The organism is Microbacterium sp. JB110 (assembly GCF_003335195.1).
Taxonomy (GTDB): Bacteria; Actinomycetota; Actinomycetes; order Actinomycetales; family Microbacteriaceae; genus Microbacterium.
Genome location: NZ_QPGM01000002.1, coordinates 375,420 through 400,550, shown reverse-complemented (window position 1 = coordinate 400,550; position 25,131 = coordinate 375,420). Strand labels below are relative to the sequence as shown.

23 protein-coding genes are annotated in these 25,131 nt (G+C 67.6%); 2 read left to right on the top strand and 21 right to left on the bottom strand.

The genetic code is table 11. The annotated features are described in order from the left end of the window. Window positions 1-38: 38 nt before the first annotated feature. The 3 genes from CIK77_RS05410 to CIK77_RS05400 are packed head-to-tail and all read right to left on the bottom strand — an operon-like array spanning window position 39 to window position 3,184. A complete protein-coding gene (locus CIK77_RS05410; protein WP_087054632.1) occupies window positions 39-1,499 on the bottom strand; it encodes an SCO6880 family protein in 1,461 nt (486 codons plus the stop codon). Between the two features lie 4 nt (window positions 1,500-1,503). Continuing rightward, a complete protein-coding gene (locus CIK77_RS05405) occupies window positions 1,504-2,880 on the bottom strand; it encodes a conjugal transfer protein TrbL (protein ID WP_087054631.1) in 1,377 nt (458 codons plus the stop codon). A gap of 34 nt (window positions 2,881-2,914) precedes the next feature. Next, entirely contained in the window at window positions 2,915-3,184 is a 270-nt protein-coding gene (locus CIK77_RS05400; RefSeq protein ID WP_087054714.1) for a DUF6112 family protein, read from the bottom strand. Window positions 3,185-3,259: 75 nt separating this feature from the next. Here CIK77_RS05400 and CIK77_RS05395 point away from each other — a divergent pair, with 75 nt between their 5' ends. After that, window positions 3,260-3,907, top strand: a complete 648-nt coding sequence (locus CIK77_RS05395) for an alpha/beta fold hydrolase (RefSeq protein ID WP_087054713.1) — start codon at window positions 3,260-3,262, stop codon at window positions 3,905-3,907. Window positions 3,908-3,924: 17 nt separating this feature from the next. On the opposite strand, the gene CIK77_RS05390 is transcribed toward CIK77_RS05395, so the two are convergent. The 17 genes from CIK77_RS05390 to CIK77_RS05310 form a co-directional block, all read right to left on the bottom strand. Further along, entirely contained in the window at window positions 3,925-4,191 is a 267-nt protein-coding gene (locus CIK77_RS05390) for a DUF6112 family protein (RefSeq protein ID WP_087054630.1), read from the bottom strand. Beyond that, the gene (locus tag CIK77_RS05385; RefSeq protein ID WP_087054712.1) at window positions 4,191-5,357 is read right to left on the bottom strand and encodes a M23 family metallopeptidase; all 1,167 of its coding nucleotides are present in this window, start codon (window positions 5,355-5,357) and stop codon (window positions 4,191-4,193) included. Before CIK77_RS05385 ends, CIK77_RS05390 begins: the two co-directional genes overlap by 1 nt. Window positions 5,358-5,372: 15 nt before the next feature. Further along, window positions 5,373-6,074: a hypothetical protein gene (locus CIK77_RS17620; protein WP_087054629.1), complete on the bottom strand. Its 702-nt coding sequence runs from the start codon at window positions 6,072-6,074 to the stop codon at window positions 5,373-5,375. A 101-nt stretch (window positions 6,075-6,175) separates the two neighbouring features. After that, entirely contained in the window at window positions 6,176-7,282 is a 1,107-nt protein-coding gene (locus CIK77_RS05375; protein WP_087054628.1) for a ParB N-terminal domain-containing protein, read from the bottom strand. Continuing rightward, complete coding sequence (locus CIK77_RS05370) at window positions 7,279-8,142, bottom strand: hypothetical protein (RefSeq protein WP_087054627.1); 864 nt, start codon at window positions 8,140-8,142, stop codon at window positions 7,279-7,281. Before CIK77_RS05370 ends, CIK77_RS05375 begins: the two co-directional genes overlap by 4 nt. A gap of 81 nt (window positions 8,143-8,223) precedes the next feature. Then, window positions 8,224-8,673: a hypothetical protein gene (locus CIK77_RS17615; protein WP_181861398.1), complete on the bottom strand. Its 450-nt coding sequence runs from the start codon at window positions 8,671-8,673 to the stop codon at window positions 8,224-8,226. Then, entirely contained in the window at window positions 8,670-9,320 is a 651-nt protein-coding gene (locus CIK77_RS05360) for a DUF2637 domain-containing protein (RefSeq protein WP_087054711.1), read from the bottom strand. Before CIK77_RS05360 ends, CIK77_RS17615 begins: the two co-directional genes overlap by 4 nt. After that, entirely contained in the window at window positions 9,320-10,231 is a 912-nt protein-coding gene (locus CIK77_RS05355; RefSeq protein WP_087054626.1) for a bifunctional DNA primase/polymerase, read from the bottom strand. Before CIK77_RS05355 ends, CIK77_RS05360 begins: the two co-directional genes overlap by 1 nt. Next, window positions 10,231-11,319: an ArdC-like ssDNA-binding domain-containing protein gene (locus CIK77_RS05350; RefSeq protein ID WP_087054625.1), complete on the bottom strand. Its 1,089-nt coding sequence runs from the start codon at window positions 11,317-11,319 to the stop codon at window positions 10,231-10,233. The genes CIK77_RS05355 and CIK77_RS05350 overlap by 1 nt, the downstream gene beginning before the upstream one ends. Before the next feature lie 240 nt (window positions 11,320-11,559). Then, window positions 11,560-12,483 carry a helix-turn-helix transcriptional regulator gene (locus tag CIK77_RS05345; protein ID WP_140403517.1) on the bottom strand — a complete coding sequence of 308 codons (924 nt, stop codon included), beginning with the start codon at window positions 12,481-12,483 and terminating at the stop codon, window positions 11,560-11,562. Between the two features lie 127 nt (window positions 12,484-12,610). Then, window positions 12,611-14,407, bottom strand: a complete 1,797-nt coding sequence (locus tag CIK77_RS05340; RefSeq protein ID WP_249268551.1) for an ABC transporter ATP-binding protein — start codon at window positions 14,405-14,407, stop codon at window positions 12,611-12,613. After that, window positions 14,404-16,167: an ABC transporter transmembrane domain-containing protein gene (locus tag CIK77_RS05335; protein ID WP_212647472.1), complete on the bottom strand. Its 1,764-nt coding sequence runs from the start codon at window positions 16,165-16,167 to the stop codon at window positions 14,404-14,406. Before CIK77_RS05335 ends, CIK77_RS05340 begins: the two co-directional genes overlap by 4 nt. Then, window positions 16,164-17,042, bottom strand: a complete 879-nt coding sequence (locus CIK77_RS05330; protein ID WP_087054622.1) for an ABC transporter ATP-binding protein — start codon at window positions 17,040-17,042, stop codon at window positions 16,164-16,166. The genes CIK77_RS05335 and CIK77_RS05330 overlap by 4 nt, the downstream gene beginning before the upstream one ends. Before the next feature lie 27 nt (window positions 17,043-17,069). After that, entirely contained in the window at window positions 17,070-18,185 is a 1,116-nt protein-coding gene (locus CIK77_RS05325) for a FecCD family ABC transporter permease (protein ID WP_249268550.1), read from the bottom strand. After that, window positions 18,182-19,252: a FecCD family ABC transporter permease gene (locus CIK77_RS05320; protein ID WP_249268549.1), complete on the bottom strand. Its 1,071-nt coding sequence runs from the start codon at window positions 19,250-19,252 to the stop codon at window positions 18,182-18,184. Before CIK77_RS05320 ends, CIK77_RS05325 begins: the two co-directional genes overlap by 4 nt. Window positions 19,253-19,288: 36 nt before the next feature. Next, window positions 19,289-20,248 (bottom strand): ABC transporter substrate-binding protein, encoded by a 960-nt coding sequence (locus CIK77_RS05315; RefSeq protein ID WP_087054620.1) that lies wholly within the window; start codon window positions 20,246-20,248, stop codon window positions 19,289-19,291. Between the two features lie 39 nt (window positions 20,249-20,287). Further along, window positions 20,288-22,150, bottom strand: coding sequence for a siderophore-interacting protein (locus tag CIK77_RS05310; RefSeq protein ID WP_087054619.1), 1,863 nt, complete (start codon window positions 22,148-22,150; stop codon window positions 20,288-20,290). Window positions 22,151-22,355: 205 nt separating this feature from the next. On the opposite strand from CIK77_RS05310, the gene CIK77_RS05305 reads away from it, so the two are divergent. After that, complete coding sequence (locus CIK77_RS05305) at window positions 22,356-23,825, top strand: AraC family transcriptional regulator (RefSeq protein ID WP_087054618.1); 1,470 nt, start codon at window positions 22,356-22,358, stop codon at window positions 23,823-23,825. 22 nt (window positions 23,826-23,847) lie between these two features. Here the strand turns inward: CIK77_RS05305 and CIK77_RS05300 are convergent, their stop codons facing one another. Then, window positions 23,848-24,954, bottom strand: a complete 1,107-nt coding sequence (locus CIK77_RS05300) for a DNA cytosine methyltransferase (RefSeq protein ID WP_087054617.1) — start codon at window positions 24,952-24,954, stop codon at window positions 23,848-23,850. Between the last annotated feature and the right edge of the window lie 177 nt (window positions 24,955-25,131).

The window sequence follows — 25,131 nt, the reverse complement described above, 5'->3', positions numbered from 1 at the left end:
CTACGAACGGGTTGTGGTTGCCGGGTAGGTGCGGGCGCTCACACCGGCCGGCACAGCGGCAAAGCCGCCGCGGTGAAGGCTTGGGTTTGCTGTCCGACAAGGCGGCGGGTCTCGCAGGACGCTTGGATGGCGGCCTGCTCGACCGCCGCGACCGCCGCGTCCAGTTCGTCGGCGGTGGGCGCGGAGACGCTGATGAGGCCGGAGACGCGCAGGACGCCGTGCCCGGCGGTCAGGTCGGCTTCCTGTTGGAGCACGTCGTCCAGTTCCGCGCTGTTGGCGGCGTCTTCGATCTGCCCGATCTTGCGGCGTTGGGCGGCGTCGGAGATGAGTTCGGTCTTCTTCTTCCGCAGATCGCGCGCGGCCTGATCGGCACGCACCGGCGTGTAATGCAGCGACAGGGTGCGCAGGATGCCGCCCGAGAGCACGAGCGGGGCGAGGAACCCCGGATACACCTGGGAGCGGGGCCACTCGGTCACCCACAGCACCGCGTGATAGGCGCTGTCGGAACGCAGCCGCTCCCAGGTCTCGGTGACCGCGACCGGCCCGGCGGTGGCCAGGTCCCGTCCGAGGTCGCCGTGGCGTTCCAGGGCGGGCGCGGCGGCCGGATCGTAGGCGCCGCGGAGGACGACGGCGACCTCGCCGGGACTCAGCCACCCGGTGCTGGACAGGTCCGCCGCACGCAACGCAGTGGTCAGGGTGGTCATCTCCTGCCGCAGCACCGCCGCCGCTCCCCGTATGCCACCGCCGGCGGTCCGTATCTGCCGGCTGGCGGCGCGCATGTCCAGGGCGAGGCTGATCGTGGTCGCGTGGCGTTCCCCGGCCGGGCCAGCCCGGTCGATGAGCTCAGCGTAGGTGGTGGCGGCCCAGGAGCCATCGTCGGTACCGTGGCTGCGCCACCACTCCGCCAGCCCCGTCCCTGAGTCGGGGAGGGTGCGTTCGGCGACTTGGATGCGGGCGATGCGCCCGGAGCGGCACGCAGCGGCGAGCACACGCCCCCACCCGGAGACACGACGCTGCTGCTCGCCGGGGTCCAAGAGCACGAACGCGGGGTGGGAGACGCCGAGGATGACGGTGAGGGTCTGCGCGTGGGGATCGTGGATCATCGCCGCCCCCGTCTCCGGGTCCTCCCATTCCCGCAGCGGCCCGGCATCCCCAGGCAGGGCGAGGGTGCCGGCCGGGCGCGGGCGGATGACCCGGCGCCGGTAGATGAGCTGTCCCAGGTAGGTGCGGGCGACCCAGCGGGTGAGGATCGGCACCCACTCGACCAGCTTCCTGCCCCCGGCCGGGATCACCGCGAGGAGGGCGGCACTGGCCCAGATCGGGGACGTCCAGGCCAGGCCCACGCCACCGGTGGTGTAGAGGGAGGCAACGACGGTGAGAATCGCGATGCCCAGGACGATCAGCTGCGGCAGCGACAGGCCGAGCAAGATGCCCCGCTTGGTGAGGCGGGAGAACTGCACCGGCGACAACGGGTACTCGGTGTGCGTGGTGGTGACCATCGGCTCATTCCTTCCCGGACGGCTTCGAGCACGCAGGCGGCGGGGCCGGCTGCGATCTGCGCGGCGCAGTCGACGGAGGCGGGGTGGTCGGCGCCGGGTTCGCCTGCGTGGGCGGGACCGGTGGCGGGGACGCTTGCTCGGTCGCGGCTGCGGCATGACCCTCGGCCGCACGACCGACCGCGCTACCGGCCTTCGGGCCGGCGGTCGCAGCGCCCTTGACGACCGCGCCACCGACGACGACAGCGGCACCGACCGGCCCCGCACCCGCAGCGCCCGCACCTGCCCCAGCTCCTGCTCCGGTGGCGGCTGCGGGTGCTCCCGCGCCGGCTGACGCTGCGGGGGCACCGGATGGCGGCGGCGTGCCGCCCCCGCCTCCTCCGGCGCTCGCAGGTTTGCCACCGTGGTCGGAGCCACCGTCGAGGACTTTCTTGGCGGAGTCGCCCTTGGGCGAGCCGGGCACAGGGACGGGCCGGTTCAGCGCCGACTTCGCCTCCTGCTCGCTGCTCATCGCGTGGTACATATCGAACCCGACGAAGGACAGGAACTTGTAGGTGATGTAGGGCGCGAACGCGGCGATGAACATCAGCACCACCCCGGCGATGGGGTCGCTGATCGATGCCAGGTCCGCCTCAATCGGCGCGGACACTTGTCCGATCGCGACGAGGAAGATCACGACCAGGACCAATTTGGAGAAGATCAGGGCGATCACGAACGCGGCCCACTTGCCGAACCATCCTTTGGTCGCATCCCACGTCGCCCCAGCCAGCGCGATAGGGCCGAACACGATCGCGACCAGCAGCAGCGCCTTGCGGATCAGCAGGGAGAACCAGACGATCGCCGCTGCCGAGATGGCAAGGCCCGCGAGGAAGATGGTCAGGATCGCGCCGACGCCGGGCGCTGCGATGTTGATCCCGGCGAGGCCGGTGGCGAGGAGCCCGATCTGGGTCCCCATCCCTTCCATCGTGTTGCCGGTGGCTTGCACGATCCCGACCGCGAGCTGATCGGTCACTTCCAGCAACAGCGCCGTGAGCGTGATGACCAGGAACGACCCGAGCACGCTCTTGGCGAGTCCGAGGGCGGCACGGGATAAGGCGGTGGGGTCGCGGTGGATGAGGCCGGTGATGAGCTGGAGGCAGAAGAACACGAGCATCACGAAGATCGCGACGCCGAACAGCACGTTGTAGACGCCGACGTACTCGGCGCTGGTGACGTCGACCAGGGTGGTGGTGTCGAACACCCACCACACCGCCTCGAACAGCCACGCGGCGGCGCCGGCCATCGCCTGGCCGAGCCAGTCGAACGGCGCCGCGATCAGGGACGCAGTGCCCTCGCCGACCGCGTCGCACACGGATGAGATGACCGGGACATCGCAGATGCTCATGAGCCCGGCTCCGCGTCATCCAGGATTCGGGAGCTCATACCGCTTGCCCCACGCCCCAGAAGAAGTTGATGAGCGTCACCGCGGCACCGCAGATGATCGCCGCCCCGCACGAGACGAGCACGCCCACCTTCCCTCGCGACGCGAGGTGCGGGTTGGAGGAGTTCGCGCCGAACCCCCACACGATCGCCGAGACGATCAGGGCGAGGATGGAGAGGATGAGGCCGACCGTCATCACCGCGCCGACGATGATGCGCAGCTGCTCGATACCGGGAAGACCCGAACTGTTGGGGTCGATGTCGATCACGATGGGGCTCCTGACTGTTTCGTGAGACGTGTTCTCGAACGTCAGGTGCACCGGGCGCTCCGTAAACTCGATGAGATGAGCGATCAGACGGTGGTGTTCCTGCACGGCATCGGTGCAGGCCCGCAGTCTTGGGATGCGCAGCTCTCGGCGCTTCCTGCGGGGATGGCCGGGGTCGCGGTGCAGTTGCCGGGGCTCCGCGACGGCGACACGGCCACGTTCTCGCTCCCCGCGGCGGCACGAGCGGTGCGGGACGAGCTCGACAAGCGGGATGCGCAGGTCGCGCATCTGTGCGGCCTGTCCCTGGGGGCGATGGTCGCCACCTGGTTCGCGCTCGATTACCCGGAGCGCGTGGCGTCATTGGTGATCTCAGGCGGGCAGGTGCATCCGAATCCGGTCCTGATGGGCGTGCATGGTGCGATCATGCGTGTTCTACCGTCTCGGATGGTGACTGCTCCGGGGATGAGCAAGAAGCCGTTGCTCGGTGTGCTGGACACGATCCGCAGGGTTGATTTCCGAGGAGAGCTTGCACGGATCGCCGCGCCGACGCTTGTTCTATGCGGCAGCAAGGACCGCCCGAATCTGCCGGCCGCCCGCCAGCTCGCCGTAGGCATCCCCGGTGCGCAACTCCAGATCGTTCCCGGCGCCGGCCACGAATGGAACACGCAGATGCCTGACGAGTTCTCCGCCCGGCTCGGCATGTTCTACTCCCAGCACACGGGCTGACGACCCTGTGGGCGCGGTCAGAGCCGGGTGCCGACGCCGAGGAGGAAGTTCATCCAGGCGACTCCGGCGCCGGCCAGGGCGGTCGCGCCCACGGACACAAACAGGCCGGTGCGGGCTTTGGTGGCCGCCTGATAGTTGCCGGAGGAGGAAGCGACAGCCCAGACGATCGCGCAGACGATCAGCATCAGTACCGCGATGATGAGGACGAACATCAGCAGTGCCCCGACGATCGCTCGCAGGTCACTCGCGCCGCCGACGCCACCGAAATCGGGGAACACGTCCATCAGCGCCCACCCCCTGCTGTGCAGGCGGCCAGGGCGGTGTCTCCGCCGGTGATGCCTTCGGCGCCGTGCTCGGTTAGCCACGCATCTCCGTCAACGGGTTCTGCGCCCCGCCCGCCGGGGTAGACCTCGAAGTGCAGGTGCGGGCCGGTGGACATCCCGCTCGATCCGACATCGCCGATGTGCTGACCTGCGGTGACCATCTGCCCTGCGGTGACGTGGATGCCGTGCTCCCACATATGCGCGTAGTAGGTCGCGACGCGCTGTTCCTGGACGGTGTGCTCGATGACGATCAGCCCGCCGTACCCGCCGGAGAACTCCGCGACCTGCACGATTCCGTCGGCGGCGGCGAGGATCGGGGTGCCGTCCGCTGCGGCGAAATCCGAGCCGGAGTGGAAGGCGCGTTCCCCGGTGATCGGATGGATGCGCCATCCGAACGGGCTGGTGCGCACCCAGGTGCCTTCCGGTAGGGGGAACACGATCCGGGTGGTCTCCGGCACCACCGGGTCTCCACCTCCACCGGAAGGTGCAGGGCGGGTCAGCGCCGCCAGGATCGCTTCGGCGACCGGCTGATAGTTCTGATACCGGTCCGGGAACGCGCTGACCTCGACCGCCTGGGCGGCCTCGCCGGGATCGAGCTGCTGCCAGCCGGGAATGTCGAGCAGACCCCTGGGGCTCGGATAGTTGGGTCCGGTGGGTCCGCCGTAGAACGCGCGTGCCTGATAAGTCGGGTCCATCAGCTCTGCGACGGTGCCCCACCCGGACTGGGGGCGCATCTGGAACAGGCCCAGGCTGTCGTGGTCGGAGCCGTTGCCGTCGTTGGGGTAGTTCCCCGACTCGGGGTATGTGCCGGTGTTGGCGAGCATCCGCAGGTGCGACTCGGTCAGCGCCGCCATCAGCGCGATCACCACGCCCGGCCGCCCCACACCCGCTGTCTTCCCGCCGATGATGATGATCGTCGCGGCGTGGGTGAGCTGTTGCCGATCCAGGACGACGGTCTCCCCGTTGCGGGTGGTGGCGGTCAGCGAGTCCGGGATCGGGCCGACGAGCAGTGATCCCGGCGCGCAGGCGGTCATCGCCGGGTTCACCAGCGCCGCGACCCCGACCAGCATGATCGAGGGGGCCAGGAACAGCAGGGCGACGGCGAGGGCGGCGAGCTTCTTCAACACGACGATCACCTGTTCTCAGCGGAGGGGGTTGTCCAGCTGGGACAGCCGCAGCAGCGCACAGGTGAGGCCGGTGACGCCACGGTTGGTGACAGCCGGGGTGCAGACGAGGAACACGGTGAACGTCACCGGCCGGGACGCGTCCACGGCTTGTGTGCCCCAGGTGCCGTCCCGGTGCCGGGTGCCGTCGATGGTGTAGGCGACCGCCCCGGCGGGAATCTGGCCGGGGGCTGCCTGCGCGACGGCGGTCTCCCACGCGTCCGGCACCGTGATGGTGTCGATGGTGAGCCACTGGCGGGTCTGGTACCGCCGCAGCTGCCCCCAGGCCTCCACGGTCGGCAGGTAGGCGCGGACATCGCCGGCCACAGCGTCTGCCTCATCATCGGCGGCGACATCGGCGAGCACCTGCGCGTAGTCGACCGGCGCGTACCCGCTGGTGGTGTCCCAGGTGAACAGGGCCTGCGCGACCGCGCGAGCGAACTCCTCCGGGCCGCCCGCCGGCGGCACCGCCACCGGCCCTTCCCCCGTCGTGCCGGACGGCGGTGCCGTCGTGGCCGAGACCGGCGGATCGGCAGGGGTGGTGTCGGTGCGGGGTACCGGGCCGCGCAGCAGCCCATAGATGCCGACACCGATCAGCAGGAGCAGCACCAGGCCACCAGCGACGGTGGCGATCAGCAGGCGGCGGCGCCGACGGTCAACGGGTGTGGCAGCGGGGTCCATCAGCGGGTCCTCCCAGAAGGCGACAGTAAGAGCGGTCGCCAACAAGGTGCACACCCCACACCTGTCACTGCGTTTGCCTTGTCAAGACTCCGGGGGCGCTGTCAGGCGATGTGCTCGACCCGCCCCGGATCGGCCTCGGCCGGCGTCGCGCGGGCGATGCGGGCGGCGTCGGCGAACGTCAGCGTCCCGGCGATGGTCTCCTCGAACCGGGACCATTGCTCGTCGGTCAGTGCCGGGCCGACCTGTTCGGGGTCGTGGTGCAGCCACCAGCCGGCCATGTCGTCCCAGATCGCGACGAACACCGTCAGCGGGAACGGCACCGGCTCCCCCCGATCCTCGACCGCCGCAAGCGGCGCCCGCTGGGGTTTGCGGCCGGTCGCTTTCATCGTCTTGACGCGGGCGAGCGCGTCCTGCGCCAACAGTTCCAGCTCCGCCGCCCGCGCCTGGCGCTCCGCGGCGTCCCGCACCGTCGCCGCCTCACCCCGCGCCCGATCCCGCACCGCGGCGGGCTGGGCGGGGTCGGCGGCGATCTGGTCGAGCTCGACGAGGGAGAGTTCGGCGTTGACGCGCAGGTGGGAAGGGTAGACGCTCCCGCCGGCCTTGACCCGTTCGACCTCCTCTGCCGCGCGCTGCCGCACCGACTCGGGCTGGGTGAGGTCGGCGGCGAGGTCTTCGAGCCGGCCGATGCGTTCCAGCGTGGTGTGAGAGTCGCGGCCGGTGACCATCAGCGCGGCCTGCACCGCCGCCTCACCAGGGGTCGAGTCCCACGGTGCCGTTAAGTTAACGCCACCGTCCTGCCCGCCCTGCTCGGCGGGCTGGAACCGGGTCGCCTCCTGGCGGCGGGCGGCGCCCTCGGCGAGCAGGGCCTTCAGCTCACGGTAGAGGGCGGCGGCCTCGAACTGGGTCAGCGGCTTGTGCAGCAGGTTGTCGTCCTGCTCGGCCAGGAGCTGCCCGAGCCGGTCCGAGACCCCGGACCGCACCCACACGTTGACCGTTTTCCACCCGAGCTGTTTGATCGCCGCGAGCCGTCTGGCACCGCAGATGAGGTGCCCGTCCAGGGTGATCGTGATCGGCTGGAGGAGCCCGTTACGGCGGATCGACTCGACCATCGGGGCCAGGTCGCCGTAGTCCTGACGGTGCCGACGCCCGACACCGATGGAGTCCACGGCACGCTCCAGCTCGACGTACCCGGCAGGGACGGTGCTCATGGCCCCTCGCTCCCCGTGTCGGGGGCGGCAAGACCCGCGGTGAGCACGATGTCGTCGTCGCGCAGCAGCGCCCGCAACGGTTCCCGGTTCAGCAGCCGCACCAGCAGGCCACGACCTGCGTTGGTGCGCGCCAAAACCGGGTCGGGGTTGCCCAGCACCACCCGCAGCAGGCTCGTCCACGAGCTGCCCGGCACGTCCAGGAGGGCGCGGGCCTGCCGGTCGCGGCGCAGCGTCTCGAACGCCGACGCCCGCGAGACGGATTCGGCCAGCCGCCCGGTGATGTACTCCACCGCAGCCCTCGCGGTCACCGGGTCCCAGCCCACCCAGCTCAGCAACGCGATCGTGTCATCCACCGCCGAGCCGACGTTCATCCTCTGCTCCAACCGGCCCTGCTCCTCCTCGCCAGGCTCGTGGGGGTCGTCGGCGAACGGGTCGATGTGGAATGCGGGGTGGTAGTCGGGCAGCGGGTTCTCCCGGTCGCTGAACCGCTCCGCGTCGTGGAACACCGAATAGCGGGGCCTGCGTGCCTGATGCACCGAGCAGAGCAGCCCGTTGCCGCGCTCCTCACCGATGCAGGTCCTCTGCACCGCGCGGGTGACCACCGCCCACGGGTCATCCGCCTTCCGGGTCGCAGCCCCGCGCATTGCCTCGAACGCCGCGCTGGCGGCCTCCCACGGGTCCAGACCGTGCTTGCGGGCCAAGGCCGCGTACTTGTCGGCCGCGTGCCGCATCAACGCGGCCGCTTCCGGGTCATGCCGCCACGCGCCTTTGCCGGCGTCGTGGAGTCTGGTCAGCAGGGCGCGCAGCGCCTCGGAGTCCTCAAAACGGTTCCGGTTCTCACGGGTGCGTGGTGTAGGCATGTCTGCACCTCCTGAACAGCAGGTGCACGCGCGTCTCCCAGCCGCCGCGCTCGCCGGATCGCCAGGGACGCGCATGGCACGTCACCCCAACCCGATCCCGGAGCGAGACACCCACGAGTGCCGTTCGGCGCTCCCGCGCCCAAACGCCGACACCGGCGGCAGCCGCCGTGCCCGCTCGCTCACTACCCGCGCCCCCGACCCGGCAGCGGTGCGGGTGCGTCGGTAGGCGTGGCCGTGCACACGGCGGGCGCGGCGGGCCAGCTCTGCCTGGAAGTCGATACCCTGCCCAGCAACCCTCCCCAGACGCGAAGCGAGCAGATCGGAGGGACGCACCCACTCCACCCCCGGGCGACGCTTGCCCGTCGGCTTCTCCGTCGCCGTGGCAGGGTTGGACGGGTCGCCGTGCCGGGCCAGCTCCGACACCTCCCCAGCGTCGCCCGTCCGCAAGCCCTCCTCGGGCGACGCAGACGGTCCCAGGCGGGACGCGGGGTTCTCATGGAGCATCCCGGTGTGCTGTTCGGTGTCGCTCATAGTGTCTCCTCACTCTCTGGGGCGGGCAGGGCCGGGCGGGCGAACCAGCGGCCGACTGTGGAGGGATGCACGCCCAGGTGGCGGGCGATCTGCTTGTTCGACCAGCCCTCCTCCTCCCGCAGCAGCACCGCCACCTCACGCCCCACCGGCACCGGACCGGCCAGGGCCGACAGCCCGTCGGCCTCTGCCTCACTGGGTTCGGCAGACGGCTCCGATGCCCTCGCCTGCCCGCCCTGGGGTGCGGGGATGGGGCGGGTGAGAATGACGGTCAGGTGCGTGATCGCCAGCAGCACCAGCGGCGGCACGGCCGCCACCGACGCGGCCAGCACCCCCGGCACGTCCGCATCGGCGGCCACGACCGCATGGATGGCGTTGGCGGTCACGGACACCACCGCACCGGCGGCCAGCAGCGCCCACGGGTACCAGGCTGAGCGGTGTCCTGCCAGCGCGACGACCGCGACCGTGGCGACGACGATGATGCCGTCCACAATCAGCGGCCACGCCCACGCCTGCGCCGCCCCGACACCGGAGCGGGCGGCAAGGTCGGCCAGTGCGGTGAACGACAGCCAGAACGCGCCAGCGGCGATGAACACCGTCCCGGCCACCGCCGTCACCGCCGCCCAGCGCCGTCCCCTCCCCACCGTCATCACAGCCCCCGACCTGTCGGCGCGGATCGTGCCGGGGCGGTGCGGGCGAACCATCCGCCCCCGGCCCGCTCCGATGAGGCCTGACGTGCGGGGGCGGGGTGGACGGCACGGTAGGCGGAGCGGACGGTCGCGGTGATCTCCCTCGGCCCGAAGTCCGACTTCGCCGCGGTCAGCACCGCATCCAGCGCATCGGCCATCGGGACGCCGCCCTCGGCGAGACGACACGACGCCCAGAACAGTTTGAGGTTCCGGTCGGTGTCCTGCCTGCCCAGCCACCGCGCCAACCGTTCCGCGTCCGCCCGACCCACCGGGTCCCCCGCACCGGGGCGGGGACGAGGCTCAGGGCGCGGGTCGAGGAAGTCCCGCAGCGCGCGCCCATCCACCCGGCTCGCAGGACCAGCACCGGCCTTCATGATCCGATAGACCGCGATGGCGCCGTCGATCGTGCGCGCGGAGGGCGGGACGATGATGTACCCGCCATCGCCACGAAAGTCGACCCCGGCACCACCGGCCTGCCAAGACCGCTGCTCGATCCCCGGCGTGACCGGATAGTAGGCGTGCATCCCGCCTGTGGGGGTACGCACCAACGCTTCCCAGCCCGTCACCAGACCCTCAGCGGCGGCACGGTCAAAGCTGGCCCGCCCATCGACCGGCCCATGCACATCCACATCGACCACCACCAGCCCGGAGACAGCCCCCGTGGGGACGCCGATGTTCGCGGCCGGCCACCGCCGCCACCAGCCGGTGATCTGCGCAGGGTCGCTGCTCGCGGCGTGGAACCCGCCCTCCACCACTGGCCGCTTCCCGCCCGGCACGCACGGGAAAACCGGCACCCCTGCCTGCGCGAACCGTGTCGCGGCCACAGGCAGCGGAACATCGGCAACGTGGGCGAACAACTCTGCGGGACGCATCACAGACTCCTCGCCACCGCGTCCGCCGCCCTCGACGCCCGTGGTGGCTCCACCGGCGCCGACTGGTTCCGCGCCGCGGCGTGTGGTGTGCGTTCGGCGCGCACCGTGTCGCGGGTCAGTTCGGGCGGGTCGCCGACACCGATCTGGGCGGTATCGAGGGCATCGAGGATCGCCCCGGCGGCCTTGCGGACTCGCTCGCCGGTGGCCTGCACAACCTCAGCCGGGTCCTTGTCCTTCACCGTGCCCGCCCACCCGGAGACATACGGGATCGTGTAGGCGGTGGTGTCCATGCCGTGCGCGGCGCCGATCATCAACGCCACCGACTCCGCCTCCACCTCACCGATCCCGCGATGCCCCGATGCGTCCGGGTTGTCCGGACCGTGCAGCTTCACATGCGCGAGCTCATGGGCGAGGGTCTTCACCTGCGCGGCATCATCCATATCCGCCCGCACCGCGACCGTGCGATTCGTGTAGTCCGTCAGCCCGTTCGCGCCGTGGATCAACCCGGCGTGCTCGACCCGCAGCACCGTGAACCCCTCGGCCTCCACCAGACCCGCGAGCCCAGCCCACAGCCCCTCCGGGGACTGACCCTCCAACAGCACCGGCGACGGACGCTCCGGGATCGGCTCGCCGGCGGTCTGAGACACATCCCACACATACGCCGGCTTCGCGCCGACCATCCGGGAACGCACCGCCTCACCCGGCTTCGGCTTCTCGAACCGTCCCAACCGTCTCCACGAGGCGGCATCCTGCGGAGCCGAAGACGCAAACCGGCCCGTGACCGGGGCGAAGATCATGTACCCCGGCTGGCCCTTCTCCACCTGCCGGCCCAGGGTCTGCCACTGCCTGTAGCCGGCGACATACGACGGCTCCGGTGCTGCGACTCCGCCCTGCTCGAAGGCGTCAAGGTGCTGTGCCCAGATCAGCAGCGTGTTCCGAAACGACCGCGCCCGGAACCGGGCCGCGAACTCCAGCGCCCGCTTCCAGTCCTCCCCGGTGACGATCTGGTCGACCGCGCCTGTCAGTCGGTCATGGAGCTCATCGAGCTTGGCGTCCCGCGCTGCTCGTGCCTCCTCTTTTGTCGCCATCGCAGTCCTCCTCCCGGTGGGGCGGACGGCGTACGCCGTCGGCCCTTGCGACCATGAGGTGCGCCGGGAGGATCGGACGAGGAGCGACGGACGACGGAAACGAGGCTGCGACCGTCAGGCTCGACCATGAACCCGACGTGTCCGTACCGGCCTATCAGCCCAGAACCCGCCGGAGCCAGCATCCGGCACAAGTACGGCCTTCGGGACGCCGCTTCTGCGCGGATGGACGCCGCGCGCTCGTCACGACACGACGCGCACGCACTGCCCGTTCCGGCACAGCACGCACGGTGATTCCCCGGCACAGACGGGGGCAGGGTGCCGGCGGAACCGGGTCGGAGACACCCCGAATCGTCGCCGGAACCAGGCAGCGGCCACCCGCCGGTCTGCCCACCCGACCTGGCGGGCGACGGCATCTACCGGCAGGGCGGTCTCCTCGATCAGCCGGGCGAACTCAGTGGTGCGCGCTTCGATCAGCCACCGCATCGGGGGGACGCCGTATCCCTCACAGAACCGGCGAGTGAGCTGCGACGTAGACAGCGCCACCGCTCGCGCCAGCTCGCCCACGGTCCACGCCCGCGACAAGTCCGCACGCAGCAGCGCCGCCGCCCGCTCCGCTTCCGGCACCACGGGCACCTGTGAAAGGCGACTCACGGCGTGGGAGATGATCGGGACCGGCCCGGATGGGACGGTGAGCAGGGCAGGGACGGTCAGCTCGACCGCCTGCGCGAACAGGGCCATGAGCCCAGCGGCCGCATCGGGGCCGCCCCGGTGTGGTAGGACGCTCATCCGCCGCCAGAGCGGTTCCAGTCGCGTCAGCATCTCCTCGCCGGGCCGGAAGAACACGGCACCGCCGTCCCATTCAGCAGGGTGCAGACCCGGTAGCACTCGCTCAGGTTCCGCGGGCAGCGCCCACGTCATGTGCCTGACCATGAACTCCTGATCCAAGTAGATCGTCCACGCCCGCACCCGCGGCGACGGCACCGCCTCGCACCAGACCCCGCGTCCGAGAACCATCACGTCTCCGGCGGTCAGCAACCGCTCGCCCGCCGGAGTGCGGACGCGAGAACGACCGGCCATGACATGCACGATCTTCGCGTGCGCGAACGCCACCGGCGCCACCGGGCGGGTGCGCACCGACTCGATCACCGCCAGCGGTCCCAGCAAGGGCGCCAGGTCACGCAGGGGTCCGATATCGCCAGGGACTATCACCGGGCCACCGCTCCCGGCACCGCGCAGATGGCCGTTTCACCCCCGGAACGCGCCGTCGTCGCTCCGGGTCGATATCGGTGGATCACTCCGTGCCGCCTGCCGCACCGCGTCCTTGCTCCCAGACCTCCCACAACCGCGCGTACGTCCCTTCCGCCGTGACGAGCTCGTCGTGCGTCCCGGTCTCGGTGATGCGGCCGTGGTCCATCACTACGATGCGGTCGCAGGCAGCGGCTTGGGAGAGCCGGTGCGCGATCATGAGCCCGGTGCGACCGGCCAGCGCGGCATCGGCGGCCCGGTCGAGGAGCCCGGCGTGGGTGGAGCCGGCTTCGGCGGTGGCCTCGTCCAGGATCGCCAGATCAGGGTCAGCGAGCACTAGCCGGGCCAAAGCGAGTTGCTGGGCCTGGGCGGCGGTCAGCTCATACCCGCCGCCACCGAGCACCGTGTTCAGGCCCTCGGGCAGCAGGTCCAGCAAACCGGATGCCCCGGTGCTCGCCAGCGCGGCCCGCACTTCCTCGTCGTCGGCGTGGGGGGCGGCGAGGGTAAGGTTCTCACGCGCGGTTCCGGAGAACACGTGTGTCTCTTGCGTGATTACCGCAGTCCTTTCCGGCACAACAACAGTTCCGGTGTCGGGCCCGTGGGTGCCGGCGATGATCGCGGCGAGAGTTGTCTTGCCCGCCCCGGATTCACCGACCAGGGCGACACGTTCGCCGGCGCGAATAACCAGGTCGATGTCTTCGAGGACCGGATGCCGACCGTCGTAGCTGTAGCTCATCCCAGACACCCTCACGATGTGCGCGGACATGAGCTCGTCGTTCCATGTGCCTCCTCGCGTCGATTCCTCCGCTTGCGCCGAGACACCCGGCTGCACGATATCGAGGATGGGAAGTGTGATTACGCCGACAATCCGATTCAATGAGGCTGTTACGGATTGCAGAGTATCCACGACGAACAACAGCTGGTTGATTGGTCCGAATAGGCGTAGAAACAGCAGGACTGCAGCCGTAGCGGCTCCTACGGTGGATGTTTCGGTTTGGATGAGCGAGAATCCGGTGGCGAGGATCGCTGCGACCCCGAGGTATTCGGCGAAGTTCAGCCGGCCAAAGAACATGTTCTGTACAGTGCGGGCACGCAGGCTGTGGCCGACGACATTCCATGATGCAGCCAGCACTCGTTCGTGACGTAGCTCGCTGAGTCCAAAGCCGAGGATTGTGTCGTGGCCGCGCTGAGACTCCACAATTTGTTGAGCACGGGTGCTCATGGCAGCGCGTTCGGCAGCGTAGATACCCGGTGCGGTAGACAGATACCAGCGCACGGTGACGATGTATACGGGCAGGACGACGACAAGTGTGAGCCCGTACCAAAGGTCGAGGGTGGTCATGCCGATGATGGTGATGGCTATCGTGAACCCGGCGGCGGTGACAGCGGGAATGATCTGCGGGGCCGCGTCGGCGATCTGCGCCACATCATCGCTGGACCGTGACACCAGGTCTCCGGTCCCCGCGCGCTCGACTAAAGACTGTGGGAGCGTCATTGCACGGCCGACGAGACGTTCGCGTAGTTCGGCGAGCATCGCATGATAACTGCGCGCAGCGAGGACGATCATGGTCGCCCCGCCCACCGCTCCAGCCGCGGCGGCTGCGAGCATTACGACCAGCGCCCACAGGACCGTGGCCGCATCGCCGGTACCAGCCTGCACGTCGTCTACGAGGTACCCAACGGTGACGGGGAACACCAGCCCCGTCCCCGCGCTGGCAGTCCCGAGCGCGACCACAAGAAAGAGGCGCAGGCGGTGGCTGCGGGTGGTGGCCCACACTTCCCTCCGCGTGAGCTTCGCCGACGCCACAGGCAGCGTCCCAGAGACTTTGGCCTTGCCGCTCACGACGCGGCCCCCGCGGGACGAAGGTCGATAATCCGGTCGCATACCGCCAGTAGCGCCGGGGAGGAGGTAAGCAGCAGCGTCGACCGAGCAAGCCGGACCTCACGGAGCCGACCCGCGATGCGGGCTTCGGTGACAGAGTCCACAGCGGTGGTCGGATCATGCAACACCAATATTGGGGCGCCCGTCGCGAGGCCCCGTGCCAGGGCTAGCCGTTGGCGTTGCCCGCCGGAGAGCCGATTGCCGTTTTCTCCAGCTTGTCCATTCAATCCACCGGCGACTTCGAGGAAGTCTTCGCACGCGGCAGCGTGCAGGGCCGCATCACGCAGTGAGGATGGCGAACCGCGGAGGGTGAGGTTGTCGATGATCGTGCCGGTGAACAAGGCCCCATGATGCGGGGCCACCACTACCAGCGCCCGATAGTCGGCGGGGTCGAACTCCTCCGCGGGTATGCCTTCGACTGTGACCGCAACCTTTGGATCACTGCCTGGGCGTAGCAACCCGGCAACGGCACAGGCGGCAGTGCGATCATCTGCGCGCACTCCCAGAAGCTCGCCCGGGCTGACCCGAACCGGCTGGGGCGCACCAGAGGTTATCGTGAGTTCCATGGCCGGAACCTCTGCGACCGGGTCTGACGAGTCTCTCGACAGGCGGGGATTGAGAACGCTCGCGTGGCGGCGCACCTGGCGATCCGGGCATGCATCTTCCGTTCGGAGCAGTTCCAACAGGCGCGCGCTGGATGCGACACCTGCCGCCCACGTGGGCAGGGCATTGCCGGTGAGCATCTGCATAGGGGGAAGAAGCGCCTGCGTGAGACCCACCGCAGCGATCATCCCGCCGATGCTGAGTTGCCCCGTGATGGCGAACCACACGGAAAGCGCTGCGACACCAGCGATGAACACCCCACTGATCGTGTCGGACCCTGCGAGGAAGCGCCCCAGCGCGCCCACGGACCGGTATGCGCCGTGCAGGGTCTCGCGGCTCGCATCCTGGTACCGGCGGGTCGCCTCCGTCTCGGCACGTATCCCGCGGATCACCCGATAGCCCGTGACGAGGTCCATAGCTCGCGCCACCGTGCCGGCGAGCAGGGTCTGATACTCCCGCGAAGCGCGAGCGTATCGGCCGCTCAGGGCGCCCATTAACCACACGACTATTGGTGCGCCAATGAGTACAACGAGACCGAGCAGCGGATTCAGAAGCAGTAGCGAGACGGCGATGAAGACCACCCCGGCCACCTCCCCGAGCGGGAACACCACCAGCCACAGGGCACCGACGCGTGCGACGTCATTGGTCATTGCCGACACCACGCCGCCGTCCGGCCTCGACACAGATGCGCTGCCGGTTGGATGCAGCACCCGACGAGACAGCGTGGCCCGAAGCCGGTGCTGAGCGTGTGTTATCGCCAGCGCGGTCAACTGGGCGGCGAACCGGAATCCCAGCGACAACCCAAGGAACGTCACCGCGAGTAGCGCGAGCCAGAAGAGCAGGAGACCCAGGTCGCCTGTTGCGAGCGCCTGGTCGATCGCAACTCCGGCGATCAACGGAACCAGTGCCTCGCCGACTTGGTGCAAGGCTGACAGTGCTGCTGCGGGGGTGGTGTATCGCTTCGCGGAGAACATCACCGCACGGAGCAACCTGATCGGCGTGGTGTTCGTCGCCACTCGGAACGGCGCCGTATCGGGCGGAAGAGATGGGGCTTGCCAGAACACCGGCATCCAGCGGGTCAGCCATCCCCGCCCCAGCGGGTCTCCGGCGACCGTCATGGGTTTGCGTTCCTACCTGTGCGGTCTCGACCGAGCGGCACCACCGAGGGTGTTCCTGCGACGGCGTCGGGCACGACGATGCTCTTTAACCCGAAGACCTCCTCGACGAGTTCAGCGGTCACAATGTCTGTCGGGGTTCCTTCCGCGATGACCTGTCCGTCGCGCATCGCGATGAGGTGAGTGGCGTATCGGGCCGCGTGATTCAGGTCGTGGAGGACGGCGACGAGCGTGCGTTCCTGCCGGTGTAGGTCTGTGAGCAGTTCGAGCAGCTCGATCTGATGGGTGATGTCCAGGAAGGTCGTGGGTTCATCCAGAAGCAGAATGCCTGTCTCTTGGGCGAGAGCCATCGCAACCCATACGCGCTGCCGTTGTCCTCCTGACAGTTCGTCCACCAGTCGTGTGGAGAGGTTGTCGACCCGGGTTGCTGTCATCGCTTGCGCGACTGCGCGCTCGTCGTCCTTGGTCCATTGCCGGATCAGCTTCTGATAGGGGTAACGACCTCGTGCGACGAGGTCAGCGACCGTGATGCCTTCTGGAGCGATTGATGTCTGAGGGAGCAGCCCGATACGACGAGCAACTTCTCTGGCCTTATAGGAGTGGATGTCCGAACCGTCCAGGACGACGTGACCTGACGATGGGCGCAGGAGCCGGGATAGTCCGCGGAGAAGGGTCGACTTGCCGCACGCGTTCGGGCCAACGATCACGGTGAATGATGCGTTCGGAATCGCGACCGAGAGACGCTCGCTGATGATCCGTTTGTCGTACCCGATCGTCACATCATCTGCGGAGAGGCGCGGTACTTCCGCGAGCGTGGCGTCAGCTGGTGCGAGAGAGTGCGCTGCTGCGCCTTCATGCTGGGTCGCGATTGAACTCATCGGGTTGGACCTTTCGTGCGCGCGAGGTTATGCACGTCGACGTACCTCGTGGATGATGAGCCAGACGAGGTAAGCGCCGCCCACGACGACGGTGACCACGCCGACTGGCAGGGCGATGGGGAGAGCGTGCTGCGCGACGACATCGGCGGCGGCCAGAAGAAAGGCGCCGGTGAATGCTGCGGCCGCGATCGTGACCCCGGGTGAACGTGTCAGGCGGCGGGCGATCTGTGGTGCGGCAAGTGCGATGAACACGATCGGGCCGGCTGCGGCGGTCACGGTCGCGGTAAGCGCAACGCCCGTGACCATGACGGCGAGTCGTGTGGGCTCGGTGCGAACCCCTGTTGCCTTGGCCGAGTCGTCGCCGAGTTCCAGTTGCCGCAGACCCGGAGCGAGAACGGCCAATACGGCGAGCAGCACGAGAATGCTGGCACTCCCGTACAGCGTCTGGTCCCAAGAGGTGCCGTTCAGCGATCCGGCGCCCCACGCGGCGGCGGACATTGCTACTTCCAGATCAGCGGTGAGCATGAGCCAGGTGTTGAACGAGGTCAGCATGGCCGAGACGGCGATACCGACGATGATGAGCCGGAATCCTTGGACCCCCCGACGCCACGCGACGACATAGACGAGTGCAGCTGTCGCGACCCCGCCGATAAGGGCACCGCCTGCCAGCTGGAGGTAGCTGCCCTGGACGAGGATGATCACGATCAATGCTCCTGTGTAGGAGCCTGCCGAGAAGCCGATGATGTCCGGTGAGGCCAGGGGGTTGCGTGTGAGCGACTGGAACACTGCGCCGGCGGCGCCCAGGCCCGCTCCGAACATGACAGCTGCCAGTGCGCGCGGAAGACGCCATCCGACCACGACCGTCCGGGCAAACCCAGAGCCGGCGTCTCCGAACAGCGCGGCCCACACCTGCCCGACGGTGAGCGGGTAGTCGCCCAGGGTCAACGCGACCACCGTTATCAGAAGAGTGAGGACACCGAGGGCGGCGCAGATCAGAAGTGTGCGCATGCTCCAGCGCAGCGCGAGAGGACCCCGGCGGCTGACGATGCTGCGATATCCGAACTCGACGGTGGCCGTGCTTTCGGGTTCTGGAAGCGCAGAAGCGCGGTCGGGCAGCATGCTTGGCCGCGTCTTTTCAGTCATAGCCCGCTCGCTCTCTTGCGGCGTACCAGGAGGATGAGCACTGGTGCGCCGATGAAGGCAGTGACGATCCCGACAGGAAACTCGGCCGGACGGATGACGATTCGGCCGAGGATGTCCGCTGCGAGCACGAGTGCAGGCGCCAGGACGAGCGTGTAGGCGAGTATCCAACGTTGATCCGGGCCGACGATCCACCGTGCGATGTGCGGCACCATCAGTCCGACGAATCCGATCGGTCCGGCGATGGCCGTGGCCCCACCCGCGAGCAGAGTGACAGCGATGATCACGAGAACGCGAGTGCGGGTGATATTCGTGCCCAGGGCACGCGCAAGGTCATCGCCGAGGGCGATCGAGTTGAGCGCGCCGACCGCGACCCCGGCAAGCACAAGACCGACAGCCAGAAAAGGCAGCACGGGGAGGAGGATGTCCCAGCCGCGGCTGACGATACTGCCGGCATTCCAACTGCGCATCTGGTTGAAGGTCTGCGAGTCAAGCAGCACCATCGCGGTGACCACACCTGAGAGCACGGCACCGAGCGCGACGCCGGCGAGCGTGAGCTGCACGGGATCAGCGCCTCCGCGGCCGGCTGAACCGATGAGATACACCGCTACGGTCACCACGAGGGCGCCGGCGAACGCGAACCACACGTAGCCTCCGATTGAGGAGACTCCGAATACCGAGACCCCCAGGGCAACGAAGAACGCCGCCCCGGCGTTCACACCGAGAATTCCGGGGTCCGCCAATGGATTGCGTGTAAGGGCTTGGATGAGGGCTCCCGCGATCCCAAGTGCGATGCCTACCGCAAGGCCGACGACGGTGCGTGGTATCCGCAGATCGTTGACGATGAAGTGGGCTTGCGTGTCCCCGGCGGTGGCGAGCGCGTTCCACACCTCGGGAACAGACAACTCCTGTGATCCGATGAGGACGCTCCCCACGACGGTGACGAGAAGTGCTCCGAGCCCTGCGGTCAGACCGAGCGCTCGCCGCCATGCTCGGGCAGGTTCAGGAGCTTCCGCAGGGGAAGCTCCCGAACCTGTCATCGCGCCGGCGTCAGCAGTCAGCCTGGTCATATTCTCGCTCCTACCGGATGCGCCATGGCCTCGCCATCAGAGTCCGAGCAACTCCACGAGGTCCTTCTCCACCTCGTCCAGGAGCGCAAGCTGGCTCGACGGTGATCCGAAGGAGAGTTCCAGGTCGTATTCCAGGATCTGGCCGTTCTGGACGAACGGCAGCCGCTTCCATGCTTCGCTGCTGGTGAGGGTCGTCATGTCGCCGTAGTCGCTCACCGTGAGCGCGACGTTCGCGTCGTTGAGCTGGTCGAACTGCTCAGGGCTGAGGATCACGCCACCCTCCTGCTCGGAGACGGGCAGGATCTTGATACCCAGGTCCTGATACACGGAGCACAGGGTCTGTCCTCCGCAGATTGTCTGGATACCGGGTCCGCCGTACTCCGGGTACACCACAGCCACCACGAGGTCGGCAGCCTTGTCGCTGACCAGCGCCTTGACCTCGTCAAGGCGCTGCTCGTAGATGTTCTCCCACTCCTCGTACTTGTCGAGCCGGTCGAGCGCGGTGGCGGTTTCCTTGAAGTGGACGCGCCAGTCTTGTCCGTCGAACGCGTTCACGCTGTAGGTCGGCGCGACATCGGGCAGGCGCTTCACGACCTCCTCGTCGTAGCCAAGGCTGTTCAGTATGAAGTCGGGTTCCGCGGCGGCGACCGCCTCGTAGTTGACCTCCGGGAAGTTCGCGAACGGCTCGACGCCTTCGAGCGCGTCGTCGGAGAGGTAGTACGGGAAGTCATCGAACTCGCTTCGGATCGGCTGAGCTCCGGCGAGCGGGATACCGAGAGTGATCAGCACGTCCACATCCGTCGTGTAGACGCCCAAGGCTGCCTGCGGCTCGGTGGGGATCGTGACTTCACCGAAGGCGCTGTCGATCGTACGGGTAGTCGCCGCGGCGGTCTCGTCCTGCGGCGTGGTTGAGCTGCATCCCGACAGTGCGACGGTGGCAGCCGCGGCGGCGGCGAGGATGGCTGTTGCTGTGCGAGTTCTCTTGAATGCGCCCATGAGGCGTTCCTTTCTTCGGTGCGTGGGTCTTGCCAGGGTTTAGCTGGCGTCGGCGGGGGCGAGGCGGAAGAGCTTGTCGCCCCACCCGACGATTTCTGTCGTCTCGACTTTGAGACCGGCGTTGTCGAAGAGGTCTTTGAGTTCTGCTTCGGTGCGCAGCCCTGTTCCGAGCAGAGCGAAGTGACGCAGGTCGTCTCCGGCGGCGTGCTCGTCCGCCTCGCTCGCGTCCATGACGCCCTCGATGACCAAGACGCGGCCGTCTGGGTTCAGGCTCTCGGCTGCGCGGCGCAAGATCAGGGCTGCGTCTGCTTGCTGGTAGGCGGCGAGTTCCCAGTTGAAGAGCACGGCGTCGGCGGGGGATGTCCGGTCGAATAGCGAACTTTCCACGAACTGCACCCGTTCGCGCTGCTGCGGGTCAGGGGTCGAGTCCGGGAGGTCGGCCTGGAACCATTCGAGCTGGGAAGGCAGCCCGGCGATGGTGACTCGCGTGTGGGGGTGGTGGGAGACGATCGCCTGGGCGATCACGCCAGCGGCCGATGACCGAACCGTGACCGTCGACAGGTCGTTGAGACTGGGCGACTGTGCCAGCGGTTCTGCCAGGTAGCGGGAGAACTTCGCGATCTGATCGAGAAACACGTTGGTGTGCTCCTGCTGGTTGCGGAACTCCGCATACGGCTGTCCGTTGATGAGGCTGAATGCTTCCCGTCCGGTGCGCAGCGCGTCGACCAGGCCGAACAGCGCTGTCTCTCTTCGCCCGAACGCACCGTCCCGGTGAAGCGCATCCTCAACGAACTTTTCGAGGAAGATGTCACCGACATCCGTCAACTTGTAGTTGCCGGGCAGGGTCTCCGAGACGATGCCGAGGGACGCGAAGTACCGCATCAGTTTGCCCAGCGCACGAGGGTCTGCCCCGGATCGGGCAGCGAGCTCCGTGACATCAGAGATGCCCCGCGACATCAGTTCTGGCAGGCCGAGCACGACAGCGGCCCTGATCGCGAGCGGCGGCAGGAGGTCTGCGAGCTCGTGGAACTTCTCGAACGCCTCCTCGTTGCGCTCCGGGTCGGGAATTCCGGGATCCTCGGCGAGAGTGATGACTTCGCTGTTGCGCCAGTAGCCGGTGAACTCGATATCTGTCTTCGGCATACCTCGGTGCTCCACGAGGTGCCTGCGGATGTCCTTCACTGCCGCAGACTCGCCGGCGATCCAGGCGTAGGGCGTGCCGTCGAGCCAGTCCGTACTGCGTACCGCGTCGAGCAGAAGAGTGGTGCTTCCCGCGGGAGCCCCATCCCGTACCAGCCAGGTCACCTTGGCACCCGGGAGGGTGGGCAGTTCGAGCTGGTGTTCGCGGCGAGAGACCTCGATATACACCTGAGCGATCGCGTCCTCGGGTAGCTCTTCCAACAGTCGAGAGATGGCGGGGATGGCGGTGTCATCGCCGGCGACGAGCAACCAGTCAGCGTCAGGGAGAGCCTGACTGGCGGCGGGACTAGTGACGTGTATGGGGTCGCCGGACTTTGCTCGATACGCCCAGGAGGTCGCGATGCCCGTGCCGTGTTTCACAAAGTCGATATCGAGCTCCTGGGCTGCTGCGTCCCACCGGCGCACCGTGTACACGCGAGAGAGTGCCCGAGGGTCCTTTGGCCAGTCCAAGTGCGCTTCATCCTGCACGGGCAGGACGGGCTCGCTCTTGCCCGGATACGGGAAGATCAACCGCACATCATCATCGAAACCACCGCTACGGAACTCCGGTTGCTCAAGCCCGTTGGCCGATGTGAACGTACCCAGCTGAGCACCCGTCAACGTGATCCTGCGCATCGCCGGCCCTAGATCGCGAATGTGTTTGACTTCGAGTTCGCGAAGGGTGATCGGGTGCACTGTGAGAGAACGGGAAGTCTTCGGCATGCGGCAGCTCGTCTCCTTGCTGTGTGGTTCGGGAGTGGGTGTGACTCACCACACCACTGATAAGGTTAGGTGACCCTTATCTCGGATAGGGTGCGTAGACTGCCAGATAGTTATCAACGATTGGCGCGACTTGGCAGCGATCAGCACGGCACCCCCACCCATCCCGGCTAGTTACGAGCCGTCACGCTGGGACCCCCGCCTCCACATGCTCATCTGGGCACACACCGGACGCGCCCACGTTCGCTTGGCGAGCGGGCAGCATCACCGCATCGACGAAGGCACCGGTCTCTGGCTGCCTGCGGGCATTGATCATGAACTCTGGACCGAACCAGGTTCACTCGCCATCCCCGCATGGGTGTCACCGCAAGCGAGCCCAGGGGCTCCTCGCGATCCGACGCCATTCGTAGTAGCGGAAGAATGGCGTGACTGGCTTATCCATCACTACGTTCTGAACATCGGCCCCATGACCAGCGTCGGATACGCGCCCGCCAGCCTTCTTGACATCCTGAGCCCATCCAACTCGACGTTCCCCTTACTGCCCAGATCGGGGAATTCCTCGGGCTATCCTCCGCTTCCTCGGTCTATGGGCGCGCGAACGGTTGCCCAGCACCTTCTTCGCAACCCTACTTTCGACCACACCGTCGAGGAGTGGTCAAAGATCGTCTCAACCAGCGCTCGCACGCTCCGACGAGAGTTTCTTCGTGACACCGACCTAACCTTTACCGAATGGCGCACGAGATGTCGTCTCGCGGTTGCGCGAGAGTTCCTCGCCACCGGATTCGACATTGAACAGGCCGCAGTTCATTCCGGGTTCAGAAGCCGCAACGGACTGACTCGAGCCTTCCGTAACAGCTTCAACGTGACCCCGCGAGAGTATGCACGCCAGTTCGTCTCAGGGGATGCCCGCTCGTCGAGTCGGGTTGCGAGCATCCGGCAGATCGACACCCTACTGGGCGTCATGGCGGACGCGCCTGCGATGCAGCCCGTGTTGCCGGCCGCTGTCACCGCACCACGCGTAAACGACTTCCACGTGCTTGTCTGGTCGTACCGAGGCGATGCCTGGGCGCGCGTCGACGGCAAACCCTACTCTAGAAAGCGGGGCGATGTGATCTGGCTCCCGTCCGGGATGGAGAACGAAACGGGCTGGCCAGCCGGATCACTTGGAGTCCCTGTCGGGGACCTGCAGTCGGACGAAGCGCAGATCAAACGACCGCTCCGAACCCACTTCCCACCCGCTTGGGATACCTACATGCTCCACTGCTCAGTCAGCGCATACACCGGACTTCGCCCCGAGAACTACGATCGCCGGCATATTCTCGAGCTCTTCGATATCCAGCTCACCGCAGAACGTCTCCGTGTTGTGCCGATGCCCTCAGATCCTCAAGCGTTGGCGGTAGCCGAGGCTTTCGTGCGCCACATCGACAAGAAATATGCATCCAGGGACTGGGATGTACCCCGCGAAGTTCGCGAAGCGTTCCGACGAGAAACAGGCATGACCTTTTCAAACTGGCGACATGCTACTCGAATGCGGGTCGCGCGTGATCTGCTTCTCACGGGCACCAAAGCTAGTGCGGTCGCGCATCGCGTCGGATACTCGCAGCTGTCGAATTTCAGTCGTGACTTCCGCCGCTCTCACCATATGTCTCCCCGAGAGTTTCAAGAACAACAGACTTGATCCGAGTGCCAGCCCGCACGGATCACAAAGCTTTCGTGATCAGCTCTCTGAGCGCGGAGACTGCTTGCAGTGGAACGACACCATTACCGAGGGCTGTGATCTGCTGATTGTCTGTCAGATGATGGCGTGGATCTGTGAGCCAGCCCAGCGGAAGTCCCATCAGCCATTCCACAAACGTCGGGGCCGGGCGCGGACCGCTGGTGTCGTTCATGAGCGCGGGGGCTGGGGCGGGCCGTCCGGTGAGGTGTTCCCATCGGGTGATGGCGTGGGCGTAGCGTCCCCAGCGTCGAATAGCTGCCCGATCAGGTCCCACAGATCCTCCGGCTCGCTCGGCTTCGGATAGCCGTTTGGGCCGTGTAGGGCGAGGTCGATGATCTGGTGTGACAGTGCGATCGTGCCGCGCCGGGCTTTGACCTGTTGCAGGCTCTCCCCGCTCCTGGCAGCGTCGGAGGCGAGCGGGGTTCGGAACAGTGCGGTGGGCGAGGATGAAGATGCGGAATCGAGGGTGTGGTGCGCCGATGGCGGAAGCGGGTAGACCGAGCCATTGCGCGTCATACCGGAGGTCCACCAGGTCGCCCAGTACGGCGCCAGCCGCCCGGAGAAGTCGAGCTGGCTGGTCTCCCAGATGCCACGGGTCGGGTTCCACGTCGCCAGGGGCTGCATCGCTGGGGGTTGCGGTCTCGGCGTTGCGTCGCTCATAATCATCTCCTCGTGCCGGGATCGCGCGGATCGCTGGAGCAGACAGCAGCCCGCGTACGTTCTCGATAACGACCCACTCGGGTTGCAGCGCCTCGATCGCGGTCGCCATCTGCGCCCATAGGCCCGAGCGGGTGCCAGGTGTGAGGCCGGCCATTTTCCCGACCGTGGACACGTCCTGACAGGGAAAACCGCCGCAGAGCACATCGACAGGCGCAGCCTCGTTCCAATCGATGGTGGTAACGTCACCGAGGTTCGAGGCGTCGGGCCAGTGGTGGGCGAAGACGCGGGCAACGGGCTCGTTGATTTCGGAGAACCACACGGTGCGGGCGCGGAAGACCTCCTCGACGGCGAGGTCGAGTCCGCCGTAGCCGGAGAACAGCGACCCAACGCGCAGACGCTGGTCGTCGTTCTGGTCGTTCGGTTCGCGCATGAGGACTCCGGCGGATCGGTGCTCCCCGGTCGTCGTCCACTCGTAAGCTCGATGCCGGGCTGGTCACCTGCCAGGTGCTCGCACCGCCTCCGTAGCCGTCCCGGACCGGCCGATCCGTCACCGTTCGGAGCCGTCGTTCCGGACGCCTCTCCGAGCTACCACGCCTCTTGCAGATCG